The 12,237-nt window shown below is 62.6% G+C and carries 14 protein-coding genes; 9 read left to right on the top strand and 5 right to left on the bottom strand.

Annotated features, from left to right (window positions below; translation table 11 throughout):
- The first annotated feature begins 305 nt into the window (after nt 1–305).
- From ligA to ACZ1G8_RS00375, 3 genes are read left to right on the top strand one after another with little or no spacing between them, the layout of a single operon-like run.
- Nucleotides 306–2,351 carry an NAD-dependent DNA ligase LigA gene (gene ligA / locus ACZ1G8_RS00385; RefSeq protein ID WP_472679896.1) on the top strand — a complete coding sequence of 682 codons (2,046 nt, stop codon included), beginning with the start codon at nt 306–308 and terminating at the stop codon, nt 2,349–2,351.
- Nucleotides 2,352–2,356: 5 nt separating this feature from the next.
- Entirely contained in the window at nt 2,357–2,563 is a 207-nt protein-coding gene (locus ACZ1G8_RS00380) for a glycine zipper domain-containing protein (RefSeq protein ID WP_472679895.1), read from the top strand.
- 15 nt (nt 2,564–2,578) lie between these two features.
- Complete coding sequence (locus ACZ1G8_RS00375; protein WP_472679894.1) at nt 2,579–3,685, top strand: serine hydrolase; 1,107 nt, start codon at nt 2,579–2,581, stop codon at nt 3,683–3,685.
- Here ACZ1G8_RS00375 and ACZ1G8_RS00370 read toward each other — a convergent pair.
- The 4 genes from ACZ1G8_RS00370 to ACZ1G8_RS00355 all read right to left on the bottom strand — a co-directional run bounded on the left by ACZ1G8_RS00370 (nt 3,682) and on the right by ACZ1G8_RS00355 (nt 6,902).
- Nucleotides 3,682–4,380: a DUF2459 domain-containing protein gene (locus tag ACZ1G8_RS00370; protein ID WP_472679893.1), complete on the bottom strand. Its 699-nt coding sequence runs from the start codon at nt 4,378–4,380 to the stop codon at nt 3,682–3,684. The two genes, ACZ1G8_RS00375 and ACZ1G8_RS00370, sit on opposite strands and share 4 nt — an antisense overlap.
- Complete coding sequence (locus ACZ1G8_RS00365; RefSeq protein WP_472679892.1) at nt 4,377–5,279, bottom strand: 50S ribosomal protein L11 methyltransferase; 903 nt, start codon at nt 5,277–5,279, stop codon at nt 4,377–4,379. The genes ACZ1G8_RS00370 and ACZ1G8_RS00365 overlap by 4 nt, the downstream gene beginning before the upstream one ends.
- Complete coding sequence (bla, locus tag ACZ1G8_RS00360; RefSeq protein WP_472679891.1) at nt 5,276–6,079, bottom strand: subclass B3 metallo-beta-lactamase; 804 nt, start codon at nt 6,077–6,079, stop codon at nt 5,276–5,278. The genes ACZ1G8_RS00365 and bla overlap by 4 nt, the downstream gene beginning before the upstream one ends.
- Before the next feature lie 112 nt (nt 6,080–6,191).
- The gene (locus ACZ1G8_RS00355) at nt 6,192–6,902 is read right to left on the bottom strand and encodes an SDR family NAD(P)-dependent oxidoreductase (RefSeq protein WP_472679890.1); all 711 of its coding nucleotides are present in this window, start codon (nt 6,900–6,902) and stop codon (nt 6,192–6,194) included.
- Nucleotides 6,903–7,010: 108 nt separating this feature from the next.
- Here ACZ1G8_RS00355 and sdhC point away from each other — a divergent pair, with 108 nt between their 5' ends.
- From sdhC to ACZ1G8_RS00325, 6 genes are all read left to right on the top strand, one after another.
- On the top strand, nt 7,011–7,391 hold the full coding sequence (gene sdhC / locus ACZ1G8_RS00350) for a succinate dehydrogenase, cytochrome b556 subunit (protein ID WP_221428292.1): 381 nt from the start codon (nt 7,011–7,013) through the stop codon (nt 7,389–7,391).
- A gap of 15 nt (nt 7,392–7,406) precedes the next feature.
- Nucleotides 7,407–7,793, top strand: a complete 387-nt coding sequence (sdhD, locus tag ACZ1G8_RS00345) for a succinate dehydrogenase, hydrophobic membrane anchor protein (protein ID WP_244920576.1) — start codon at nt 7,407–7,409, stop codon at nt 7,791–7,793.
- Nucleotides 7,793–9,634, top strand: a complete 1,842-nt coding sequence (sdhA, locus tag ACZ1G8_RS00340; RefSeq protein WP_472679889.1) for a succinate dehydrogenase flavoprotein subunit — start codon at nt 7,793–7,795, stop codon at nt 9,632–9,634. The genes sdhD and sdhA overlap by 1 nt, the downstream gene beginning before the upstream one ends.
- 61 nt (nt 9,635–9,695) lie before the next feature.
- Nucleotides 9,696–10,223: a hypothetical protein gene (locus ACZ1G8_RS00335; protein WP_472679888.1), complete on the top strand. Its 528-nt coding sequence runs from the start codon at nt 9,696–9,698 to the stop codon at nt 10,221–10,223.
- 80 nt (nt 10,224–10,303) lie between these two features.
- Entirely contained in the window at nt 10,304–11,119 is an 816-nt protein-coding gene (locus ACZ1G8_RS00330; RefSeq protein ID WP_472679887.1) for a glycoside hydrolase, read from the top strand.
- Nucleotides 11,120–11,229: 110 nt separating this feature from the next.
- Nucleotides 11,230–11,565: a hypothetical protein gene (locus ACZ1G8_RS00325; protein WP_472679886.1), complete on the top strand. Its 336-nt coding sequence runs from the start codon at nt 11,230–11,232 to the stop codon at nt 11,563–11,565.
- Here the strand turns inward: ACZ1G8_RS00325 and ACZ1G8_RS00320 are convergent.
- Entirely contained in the window at nt 11,562–12,209 is a 648-nt protein-coding gene (locus tag ACZ1G8_RS00320) for a peptidylprolyl isomerase (RefSeq protein WP_472679885.1), read from the bottom strand. The two genes, ACZ1G8_RS00325 and ACZ1G8_RS00320, sit on opposite strands and share 4 nt — an antisense overlap.
- Nucleotides 12,210–12,237: the final 28 nt, after the last annotated feature.

Genomic DNA, 12,237 nt, shown 5'->3' with positions numbered 1-12,237 from the left:
TATGCGGCGAGGTTACCGTGCCAACCAACTCTAGGGAAACGCCCGTAAAAATGCCTGAGGAATTAACAGTCGCGAGCGCGTCGGAATTCCTCGAAAGCGCAAACTTTCAGATCGGTCGATCAATTTGGTTGGAAATCCGCGAAAAATCTCAGGAATTGCCTCAAGCGAAGATTGATGAATTAGTGCGACAATCCATTGAGGTCTTGGCTTACTTCCCGCATTTGGCTCCACTCGCGCCACTTGCCGAATTGAAGAAAGCGGGTGGCCCTCTCAATAAGAAGCAAAAGGACCTGCTTAGGCGGGAGATGTTGAAACATCAGTCCGCCGAGCACAGTGAGTTTTTCCGAAAGATCCAATATCATCGCCATCGCTATGATGAGCTCGATGATCCCGAAATTTCGGATCTCGAGTTCGACGGCCTGCAGCGCGAAGCGGAAAGTCTAGAGAAGCAGCTGGAATTCCAGCCCAATGATCTATTCAGTGTTCAACGGATCGTAGGCACCAAGTCAGAGAACGCCTTATCCAAGGTCACCCACGAGGTTCGCATGATGAGCCTCGACAACGCCTTCTCCGCCGAAGAGGTCGAGGAGTGGGTGGCACGGGTCCGGCGTTTCCTTTCGCTCGACGAAAGCGAGCAGGTCTCGATTACTGCTGAAGACAAGATTGACGGACTGTCCTGCTCGCTGCGATACGAGAGCGGCAAGCTTGTTCGTGCTGCAACGCGCGGGGACGGGCAGGTGGGCGAGGACGTGACGCCCAATGTCGCGCATATCTCGGATATTCCCCAGCAGCTCTCGGGCGATGTGCCGGAGGTCTTCGAGATCCGCGGCGAGGTCTACATGTCGAAGGCCGACTTCCAAGCGCTCAACGCCGCGCAGGAAGAGGCAGGCGGCAAGCTCTTCGCCAATCCGCGCAATGCAGCTGCCGGCTCGCTGCGCCAGAAGGATGCGAGCGTGACGGCAAAGCGTCCGCTCAGGTTCTGGGCGCACGGCTGGGGCGCGGCCTCCGATGTGCCCGGTGCCACGCAGGAAGAGGTAGTGCGTAAGATCGAAAAGTGGGGAGTGCCGGTTTCGCCGCTATTCACCGTCGTTCAGGACGTCGCCGGAATGCTGGCGCATTACGACAGCATCGGTTCGCAGCGTCCCGACCTTCCGTATGAAATCGATGGGGTCGTCTACAAGGTCGACCGGCTGGATTGGCAGCAACGCCTCGGCTTCGTGGCCAAGGCACCGCGATGGGCGCTGGCGCACAAGTTCCCGGCAGAGCAGGCTGAGACCACGCTCGAGGCGATCGACATCCAGGTCGGGCGTACAGGCAAGCTTACCCCTGTCGGCCGCCTTGCGCCTGTCTTGGTGGGCGGTGTCACTGTAACGAACGTCACGCTTCACAACCGCGACGAGATCGAGCGGTTGGGCGTCAGGCCCGGCGACCGAGTGGTCGTCCAGCGAGCGGGCGACGTTATTCCACAGCTTGTGGAAAACCTGACCCGCGAGGTGGAGCGCGAGCCTTTCGTGTTCCCCGATCACTGTCCCGAATGCGGAAGCGAGGCTGTGGCGGCAGAGGGCGAGGTCGATGTGCGCTGCACAGGTGGTCTCATATGTCCTGCGCAACGCACTGAAAGGTTGAAGCATTTTGTCAGTCGCGGTGCGCTCGACATAGACGGGCTCGGCGAGAAGACCATCGACCAGTTCTTCGCACTGGGCTGGCTGGAAAGCCCAGCGGACATTTTCCGTCTCCACGAACGTCGTGACGCCATTCTCGGGCTCGAAGGCTGGCAGGAGCGCTCTGTGGATAAGCTTGTGGATAGCATCGAGGCGCGGCGCGAGCCGGATGCGGCCCGGTTGCTGTTCGGATTGGGCATCCGCCACGTCGGCGCTGTTACGGCGCGCGACCTGATGAAGCATTTCCACGAGTTGCCGGCCTTGCGCCAGACTGCCGAGGCTGCACGCGCGGGAGACGAAGACGCCGCACAGGCGCTGACCTCGATCGACGGCATCGGCGGCGCGGTGGTCGAGGCGCTCGGCGACTTCTTCCACGAGGATCACAACAAAACAGTCTGGGACGACCTGCTGAATGAAGTCTCGCCCCCGCGCTATGAGGTCGAAACGAAGGAAAGCCCCGTCAGCGGAAAGACCGTGGTATTCACCGGCAAGCTGGAAACGATGAGCCGTGACGAGGCCAAGGCGCAGGCCGAGCGTCTCGGAGCCAAGGCAAGCGGTTCGGTCAGTGCCAAGACCGACCTCTTGGTCGCCGGCCCGGGCGCCGGCAGCAAGCTCAAGAAGGCCGCCGATCTCGGAATCGAGGTGATCGACGAGGCAGGCTGGGCGAAAATCGTGGCGGAAGCAGAGTAGGGGCCATGAACGCGCAAGGCATCTCGCTGGGGCTGATCTTCGGGGTCATGTTCGGGGTTGTCTTCGACAATCTCGCGATCGGTCTCGGGCTGGGTGTCGCTTTTGGTGCAGCATTTAGCGCTTCCATGTCGAAGAAGAACGAAGACGATGAAGAGGACGACGAGGACGCGGATTCAAAAGCTGACGGCAATCTCGGAAACCATCCGATTTGATGGCGTTAGTTGGATGTGAGACGCTCTCCGATCCTGTTCCTGACCGTCCTGATAGTCGGCGCCTTCCTGGTGCTGGCGACATCCGTGAGCACGCCCGGCGAAACGCCTGAAGAGTTTGAACGGCGTGTTATGGGTGCGGCATCCCAAGAGCCTCCACCGCCGCCCGAACTCGAAGAAGCGCAGTTGGCACTCCAAGAGGAGCTGCGAGGCATCGGCGAAGGATTTGCCGGCGAAGTCGGTATTGCGGTCACGCAGGTATCCGACCTTTCGACCGTGACCCACAATGGCGAAGAGCCATTCCCGCAGCAGAGCGTCACGAAGCTGTGGGTCGCGTTGACCGCGCTGGACCTTGCGGAAGAGGGCGGCCTTTCGCTCGACGAGATGGTGACGATCCGCAGCGCAGATCTCACGCTGTTCTATCAGCCCGTCAGGAACATCGTGAAGGCGCGAGGGGCATTCACGAGCGATTATCGCGACCTCCTGACCCGCGCGATTACGCAAAGCGACAATACCGCCAATGATCGCCTTCTCCGCCGAGTAGGCGGCCCGCAGGCGGTAGAGGCATTCCTTAGAAGAAACCGGATAGCCGGCGTGCAGTTCGGCACCGACGAGCGCAGCAAGCAGAGCGAGATTGCCGGACTGGAGTGGCGCCAGTCTTATTCGACGGGAAACGCCTTCTACCAGGCGCGCGACCGCGTACCCGAGAAGCGGCGGCGGCAGGCATTCGAAGCCTATCTCGCGGATCCGATCGACGGTGCCAGTGCGGCGGGGATATCCGAAGCGCTGGCGAAGCTGGCGCGCGGCGATCTCTTGGCGCCCGCGTCAACCAGCTTCATGCTCGACACGCTAAAGCAAACGAAGAGCGGTCCGCGGCGCCTCAAGGGCGGTGTGCCCGAGGGTTGGGAGTTCGGCCACAAGACCGGCACGGGCCAGTACTTCGACGGTGTGCAGTCCGGCTATAACGACGTCGGCGTCCTCACCGCTCCCGATGGCACGCAATACACTATCGCCGTACTGATCGGGCAGACCCGCACATCCTATGCGGAGCGTTTCGACATGATGCAGGGAGTCACGCGGTCGGTAGTCCGCTATCACGAGGGGCGGCAGGACCCGGTCGCTTAGTCAGCGGTCGGATCGTCCACCCACTTCATCACGCCGCCCGCCAGCGGTGTCCACTGGCCCATTTTCATGCCTGCACGCGCAAGCGTGTCGCCCACCCACTGGTTGCATGTGTTGCCGAGTGTATAACGGCCAAGCGCGTCGTAATTGCGCGCGCCTTTCTCGAAACTCTCGTAACTGAAGCGCTCGCCGGCCTCCGGGGGCGGGGGCAGGGTCGCCTCAATCTCCGCCACCAGGCGCCGGTATTCTTCCGGCCTCAGCGTCAGGTAGCGATGGTATTCGGATGGGCGCGGGTTCACGTAGTGGCCGACACGCATCAGGCCGTCACCGCCCATGAAGGCGATCCGCAGCGCGGTGCTGACCTTGAGATCTCCCCATGTCGGCGTGTTGAGGAAGACCTCTTTCTCACCCCATCCGATCGCCACGTGGGTCGGCATCCAGCCATCGGCATCGCGGGGCATTCCCGCCGAGGGGAAGGTTTCGCGCCAGTCTTTCTCCTGCGTGACGATGGGCATCACGATGCCGGTGTGGACGCCATTGGTTTCGACCATGATCCGGATGCCCGTCTCCGGCTCGGTCCAGTCCGCGTTTCGCGGAATCGAGCTGCCGATCCAGGCAGCAAGGAAGAACAGCATCGCAAGCAGGAGCGGGACGCAGAGAATGCCGCCGAGCCACTTGAACGCGCCCTTGCGGGTCACCGCACGCGGCTCCGGCGCAGCCACAGGATCGACCAGTCGCCATTCGTGACACGGCGGGCGAGGCGGAAACCCTGCCTAGCGTATGCCGCGCGGACTTCGGCTTCCTGCGTATGGAGCAGACCTGCAAGGAGGAGGCTGCCACCCCTCTCCGTGACTGCAGCGAAATCGGGCGCGAGTTCGACGAGCGGACCCGCGAGGATGTTGGCGATCAGCAAATCATAAGGCGCGCGTGCCTGGATCAGCGCGTCGTCAGTACCGGGAGCGATGATCATCGTCAGTTCTCCTGGACCGGCACCGGTGGGCACATTGTTCAGGGCGCAATTGTCCTCGACCACTCCGGCGCAGACATAGTCTATGTCCGACGCGGTTGCCGTGGCATTGGGCCAGAGGTGCATGGCGGCAAAGGCGAGCAGCCCGGTGCCAGTGCCGATGTCGGCGTGGTTCTTCACCACCAGCCCCTCGCGCTTCATAAGGTCGAGCATTGCGAGGCAGGCGGCGGTCGTCTCATGCTGGCCGGTGCCGAATGCCTGGCTGGCAGGAATGATGAAATCGACGAGTTCCGGGTCGGCCGGATGCTCCGGCGTGCGCACGTGGAAACGACCGGCCCGGATGGGATCGACGCCCAGCTGGCTTAGCGTCACCCAGTCCTGTTCGGGCAGCTTCTCGGCCTCGAGATCGGGCGCGCCGTCGGCAAAAAGCGATGCGACGGCCTTCTTGTCCTCAGCGTTCGGCTTGTGGTCGAGCCAGACCTCGAGGATCCATTCGTCCGGCTTGTCCTCGGCGATCTCTCGGCCGGAGACGACCAGCTCCTCGGGAAAATCCCACGCGTCCTCGTGGGCGAGGAGAGCTGCCTGCACGACCTTTTTGGGGGCTTCGCCCGAAAGCTTCCAGGCGCTCACTGCGCGGCTTCCTTCGCAAGGCGCTCGTCGAGGCGTTTGCTCAGCGCATTGGCATAGCGCTGGCACTCACCGGGTTTGCCATAGGTGCCTTCGCGCCAGCGCTCGATCATGTTGCTCGATGACGGGTGTGGAGTGGTCAGGATTTCGCAGGGCAGGAAGCGCACCTTGTCGATGCTGGTGCGAAACGCGGCGACTACTTCAGGATGGTCGGTGAAGCGATAGTCGCCCGCGGACACTGCAGAGAGGCTGTCCACATAGGCCATGCGGCTGCAGACCGGCGGCTGGTCGGGCGGAGTGCAGGACCACCAGGTCCAACTGAGCGCGCCCGGCGTGTGCCCAGGTGTCGTGTGCGCGGTGACCTTTAGATTGCCCAGCTCGACGACATCACCGTCCGCCACGATCCTGCTCACCTGAACCGGCTCCATGTCCGGATGCCCCGAGTTGGCCTGCGGGTCGTCGCTCGCCAGCTTTCCGTTCTCGAGGACCGGCGCGGCGCGCTCGGAGGCCACGATTTCGGCTCCGGTCGCTTCGGCGATCGCGGCATGTCCGGCCACGTGGTCGAAATGCTCGTGGCTCATGAGGATGTAGCGGATGTCGGAAGGCTCGAAACCCAGCGAGTGGATGCTAGCGAGCACGTGGGGGGCTGCGGCCTCCACCCCGCTGTCGAGCAGGATGTGGCCCGCGTCGCCCGTGACCAGAATGGCCGCGATACCGCAGGTGCCCACATACCAGCTGTTGCCCATCAGGCGGAAAGGCCGGGCCGGCTTGTCCCACTCGTCCCACTTTTCGCAGGCCTCCACGAAGCGCTCATCCGGCACTTGCGGTTCTGATTGGACGGGCTGGACGGACGGGGACCCACCGGCGTGAGTGTTGGCACAGGCACCGAGCATCAGGGCGAGGGGAAGCGCAAGTCTAGCGAACATAGCTTGCCCCGTTGGCATCAAGCGTCGCGCCCGTCATGCTGGGCGGTGCATCGAGTGCACAGAATTCGATGATCTTCGCGATTTCCTCTGGTTCGGCCACACGGCCGAGCGGAATGTCGGCAAGCAATCCAGCCCCGCCGCGGCTCTCCAGATAATCGCCTGCCATGGCCGTGTCGGTGAAACCCGGCGTGATCGCGAAGCTGTAGATATTCTCCGACGCATAGGCGCGCGCGATGCTCTTGTGCATCGCCAGCATTCCGCCCTTGCTGGCCGCATAGTGCCAGTGCGCAGGCGAATCGCCGCGGTGGCCGGCACGGCTCGCGACATGGACGATCCGCCCTTCGCATCCACGTGCGCGCCAGTGCTTGATCGCGAAGCGGCTCAATTGGGCGGCGGCGGTCAGGTTGATCCGCATCGTATCTTCCCAGGCATCGAGCCACTCGATGTCGGAGCGCTCGATAGGGTTGGGCGCGAAGAGTCCGGCATTGTTGACGAGCACGTCGATCTTGCCGCCGGCGCGGGCCAGGGCAGCCTGCCACAACTCCTGCGGTGTGAAGGGCTCGCGAAAGTCCGCCGGCACGGTATCGGTTGCGTCACTCGAGGTTGCCTGCCCGATAACTTTGGCGCCGCGCGCCTCGAGAGCCGCCTTCGCAGCAGCGCCGATTCCACGCGATGAGCCGGTGAGAAGAATGCATGTCATGCATCACGCTATTCGAAACTTTGCGACAAATGTCGAGGCCGCGCGCCTTGCCTCGTACGCCAGCTTCGCTAAGGAGGCGCGACGAATTACCGTAACGGACGATAACGCATGGCAAACCGCCCGCTCTCACCGCATCTGCAAATCTGGAAATGGGGCCCGCATATGCTGGTCTCGATCCTCCACCGTATCACCGGCGACGGGATGGCCATCGTCGGCCTAGCCGTCCTGCTCTGGTGGCTCGGCGCAATGGCAGGTGGCCCCGAAACCTATGCGACCTTCCAGGAAGTCATGGGTTCGCCGATCGGCATGATCGTGCTCGTCGGCCTGAGCTGGGCGTTCTTCACTCACATGATGAGCGGTCTTCGCCACTTCGTACTCGACATAGGCGCCGGCTACGAGCTGGACATGAACCGGGTCTGGTCGATCCTCTCGCCGATCATCGCAATCCTCCTGACCGCCGGTTTCTGGGCGGTCGTCCTGCTTCGCTAAGGAAGACCCGGACACATGGCACACGACACACCCATCAAACGCGTCCGCGGGCTAGGCTCGGCACATGAGGGCGCGCATCACTGGCTGGTGCAGCGCTTCACCGCCATCGGCAACCTGGTGCTGATGCTGTTCCTCGTGATCAGCCTCGCGCTGCTTCCCGACTATGGCTATTCGACCATGACCGGCTGGGCCTCGCAGACGCTGCCCGCAACCGCGCTGGCGCTGCTTATCGTCAGCGTGTTCTGGCATGCACGCCTCGGCCTCCAGGTGCTGATCGAGGACTATGTCCACGATGCCGGCACCAAGTTCGCTACGCTTACCATTCTCAATCTTGCAACCATCGGCGGCGGCGCATTCGGTCTCGTTTCGATCGCCCGTATCGCCCTTGGAGGAGCCGCCTGATGGCCCACAGCGCTACTTTCGAAATCGGCGGTCGCAGCTATCCGATCGTCGACCACCTCTATGACACCGTAGTCGTCGGCGCCGGCGGCTCTGGCCTGCGCGCCACCATGGGCAGCGCGGAAGCTGGCCTCAAGACCGCCTGCATCACCAAGGTCTTCCCGACGCGTTCGCACACGGTCGCCGCACAGGGCGGTATCGCCGCCTCGCTCGGCAACAACACGCCCGACCACTGGTCGTGGCACATGTACGATACCGTGAAAGGCTCCGACTGGCTCGGCGATCAGGACGCGATCGAATACATGGTCCGCGAAGCCCCGCAGGCAGTTTACGAGCTGGAGCATGCAGGCGTGCCCTTCAGCCGCAACGACGACGGCACGATCTACCAGCGTCCCTTTGGCGGCCACATGCAGAACATGGGCGAAGGCCCGCCGGTGCAGCGCACCTGCGCCGCAGCCGACCGTACCGGTCACGCCATGCTCCACGCGCTCTACCAGCAGAGCCTGAAGTATGACGCGGACTTCTTCATCGAGTACTTCGCGCTTGACCTGATCATGGAAGACACGGCCGACGGCAAGGTCTGCCGTGGCGTGATCGCGATGTGCCTCGATGATGGCACCATCCACCGTTTCCGCAGCCAGGCCGTGGTCCTCGCGACCGGCGGCTATGGTCGCTGCTACTTCACCGCGACGTCGGCCCACACCTGCACCGGCGACGGTGGCGGCATGGTGCTGCGTGCGGGCCTGCCGCTTCAGGACATGGAGTTCGTGCAGTTCCACCCGACCGGCATCTACGGTGCCGGCGTGCTCATCACCGAAGGTGCGCGCGGCGAGGGCGGTTACCTCACCAACTCCGAAGGCGAGCGTTTCATGGAACGCTATGCGCCTTCCGCTAAGGACCTCGCATCGCGCGACGTCGTCAGCCGCTCGATGGCTCTCGAAATGCGCGAGGGCCGCGGTGTCGGCCCCGATGGCGACCACATCTACCTGCACCTCGATCATATCGATCCCAAGGTTCTGGGCGAACGCCTGCCGGGCATTACCGAAAGTGGCAAGATCTTCGCAGGTGTCGACCTGACCAAGCAGCCGCTGCCGGTTACCCCGACGGTTCACTACAACATGGGCGGCATCCCCTGTAACTATCACGGCGAAGTGATGGCCGGCGATCCGAAGGATCCGGAAAAGATCGTGCCCGGCCTTTTCGCTGTCGGCGAAGCGGCATGCGTCTCGGTCCACGGCGCGAACCGCCTCGGCTCGAACTCGCTGATCGACCTCGTGGTGTTCGGCCGCGCAACCGGCCATCGCCTCAAGGAAATCATCAAGCCGGGCGTGAGCCAGGACGAGCTGCCAAAGGACAGCGCTGAGCTTTCGCTCTCGCGCCTCGACCACTTCCGTCATGCCGACGGCAGCACGCCGACCGCAGCCCTGCGCGCCGACATGCAGAAGGGCATGCAAAAGCACGCCGCCGTGTTCCGCGACAGCAAGCTGCTCGCCGAAGGCGTCGAAGTTCTCAAGGACGTCAATACGCGGATGCAGGACGTTAAGGTCCACGACCGCTCGCTGATCTGGAACAGCGATCTCATTGAGACCCTCGAGCTCGACAACCTCATGGCGCAGGCCAATGTCACCATGGCATCGGCCGAAAACCGCAAGGAAAGCCGCGGCGCTCACGCCCACGAGGATTTCCCCGAGCGTGACGACAAGAACTGGATGAAGCACACCATCGCATGGTTCGATGGCTGGGGCGGAAACGGCGGCGGCGTGAAGATCGATTACCGCCCGGTCCACGAATACACGCTCACCGACGATGTGAAATACATCGAACCGAAGAAGCGCGTTTACTGACTTCTCACCCCGTCGCGGCTATGCTCCGGTTTCGGTGACGAAGCTTGCGGCGGGGAAGCGGATGACAATCGAACGAAGGCCGGACGGCGCTCTGGTGTTCCACATGCACGTGCCGCTTTGGACCAGCCTGCTGGTGATGGTCCTCTTCTTCGCGTTCGGTATCCTCTTCGCCTACGGCCTGTTCTTCGAGGACACCTCGGGAGTACGGTATCGCGGGGTGGATCTCGGCTTCTCGCTGGAGCCGTGGGTCTGGAAACTCCTTTTCTTCCTCGGCACGCTGGGGATGCTGGCGCCCGGCGTGTTTCTTCTTCTCGGGTTCTTGCGAGGCGGAAAGCCTCATGTCCGGCTTGACGAGCGCAAGCTGACCGTGGGCGGACGCGCCATGGCATCGGACGTGTCGCTCAGGTGGGACGATGTCACTGCGATCACGCGTTTCCGCATCCAGCATTTGCCCGCAGTCAGGCTGAAGGCGAAAGCGGGGAAGAATATCCAGCTGTCTGCTCATACCTTTCCCGAAAAAGGTGAATTCGAGCGCCTGTGCCGGGAGATCGAGACACGGGCCATACGTTTCGGTGGGCTGGAGAGCTGACCGGGGTGGATTGCCATCATCACTCTCGGCCAATCCGCGGGATTGCGATTTCGATCGCAGCGCTTGCCCTATGGGCATGCGTGACGACGCCGGGAGCACCCCCTGCCGTGCTCGGGGCCGAGCCATTCTACGCTAAGCACATGTCCTCACGCGGCATTCCGATCCTTTCCTCGGGCAAAGTCCCCGACGAAGCCCTGGTCGCTGCAAGTGATATGGTCCGCGATATGTTCGCTCACCGTCCGGACCTCGCCGAATGGCTCGCTGGCAATGACTATCGCATCGCCATCATCGCAGAGGACGAGGCTCTGCTCGACCTGCCCGACAAGGCAAGCTGGACCAAGCCGGCGCGCGATGATCCGCGGCTGACGCGGTGCGAGATCAAGCATTACGACGTGCGCATTGGTGCCAAGACCGATCGCGAATACTGGAGCGAGCGCGCCCGCGCGATCGGCGGCAAGCGCATGGCAGACGGGGCGGAGGATGTGCTCGGCCTTCCGTCGAGCCGCTATTATGGCGAGACCATCTTCGTGCACGAGATGGGGCATCTCGTCCTCGATGCCATCCAGGCCACAGATCCCGCGCTCTATGTCGAGGTCGAAGCTGCCTATGCCAACGCCTTGTCGAACGACCTCTGGCTCGATGAGTATACGACCACGACGATCCAGGAATACTGGGCCGAGGGGACGCAGATCTGGTTCAATTCGAACCGCCTGGTGGTGGTCGATGGGCGACCGATCCTGAACCATCCCGACCTCGCGAGCTATGACCCGCAACTCTACACCGCGCTCGGCAAGGCATATGGCGAAAATCATCGCCTCAGCTCGGATCCTTTCTGGATGAGCTCCGCGAGAGTACCTCCCGGACCGATCCCGGAGAATACCGCCGAAGTTTGCTGAGACCGTTGTGCAGTATTCATATTGGCGGGTTCAGGGTGGAAGTGTCGAAGAAGGGGAATGAAATGCTGACATTAATCGCCGCAACCGCAATCTCCACAGCTTCGCCATTCGTGGCTGATTTCGAAGAGGTCGATGCGAACCATCGCTCGCCGGCTTGGGAGGGCTGGCAGTTCACAATCAGCAATCGATCGGAAGAGGCGCAGGACTTTCGTATGTGCCCTTCGAATGTCGAACGGATTGCCCTCGATCCCGCCCGTACGACGAAGACCGCGTTTGCGCTCGCTCTAGGCGGTAATGACTGGAAATTTGACTGTGTCGAAACGACACTCGAGGCTGGCGAGAACGTCCGCTTGAAGGCGTTCACCCGCCCATATGGTCTTGCGGGAAGTGGACGAACCCTGGTCCTGCGGACCGACGATGGCGAGCTGATCCCTATCGAGTCTTAATCCCCCGCCGCGACCTCTACCCGGCGCACGTCGACGATCGTGACCGGTTCGGCCAGCATCTGGCCCTTCATCCAGCCTTCGCCGAGCTCCGGATCGCGGGGCGATGCGTGGATTGCGTGGACCACATCCATTCCGTCGACAACGTAACCGAACACGGCATAGCCGGCCTTGAGATTTGGATCGTCGCTATCGGGCTGGGCGTCGAGACCTTTCTGGTCCTTGATCATGATCGAGAAGTCGCCGGTTGCCGTACCCGGATCGAGTCGTGCCATCGACAGCGCGCCATCCGTGTGGCTGAGCCCCGTCTCGTTGGTCGGTTCGTGCGCCACGCCTTCGAGGATGCGCTCGGGATTGTTCTGGGTCCCGCCCTGCAGCAGGCCGTTGGGCGCTTCGCCCCACTGGAGATGCATGGCGCGGTAGAAGACCGTCCCGTCGAACCTGTCTTCGTCCGCATAACGCAGGAAATTGCCCGCCGTGATCGGAGCGCGTTCGGTTTCGAGCGCGACGGTAATGTCGCCCATGGTCGTCTCCAGGACCACCAATGTGGTCTCGAAATCAACCTCTTGGGGCGGACTTGCGGTCTCGTCCTGCGCTGCAAGCGGCGTGGAGAGGAGGGCGAGCGGAGCAAGGATGCGTGCGATCATGGAGCGAAGAATACCGCGCGCATGCTTG

The organism is Qipengyuania sp. BR81-2 (assembly GCF_055693895.1).
The sequence above is the reverse complement of the archived record's forward strand: the minus strand, read 5'-3'. Positions and strand labels throughout refer to the sequence as shown.

What these genes read in the sequence shown, in the direction of transcription:
- ligA (WP_472679896.1), top strand. Translation starts at nt 306, where the DNA reads ATGTTGAAACATCAGTCCGCCGAGCACAGTGAGTTTTTCCGAAAGATC.
- sdhA (WP_472679889.1), top strand. Translation starts at nt 7,793, where the DNA reads ATGGCCCACAGCGCTACTTTCGAAATCGGCGGTCGCAGCTATCCGATC.
- ACZ1G8_RS00320 (WP_472679885.1), bottom strand. Translation starts at nt 12,209, where the DNA reads ATGATCGCACGCATCCTTGCTCCGCTCGCCCTCCTCTCCACGCCGCTT.
- sdhC (WP_221428292.1), top strand. Translation starts at nt 7,011, where the DNA reads ATGGCAAACCGCCCGCTCTCACCGCATCTGCAAATCTGGAAATGGGGC.
- ACZ1G8_RS00355 (WP_472679890.1), bottom strand. Translation starts at nt 6,902, where the DNA reads ATGACATGCATTCTTCTCACCGGCTCATCGCGTGGAATCGGCGCTGCT.
- ACZ1G8_RS00380 (WP_472679895.1), top strand. Translation starts at nt 2,357, where the DNA reads ATGAACGCGCAAGGCATCTCGCTGGGGCTGATCTTCGGGGTCATGTTC.
- sdhD (WP_244920576.1), top strand. Translation starts at nt 7,407, where the DNA reads ATGGCACACGACACACCCATCAAACGCGTCCGCGGGCTAGGCTCGGCA.
- ACZ1G8_RS00335 (WP_472679888.1), top strand. Translation starts at nt 9,696, where the DNA reads ATGACAATCGAACGAAGGCCGGACGGCGCTCTGGTGTTCCACATGCAC.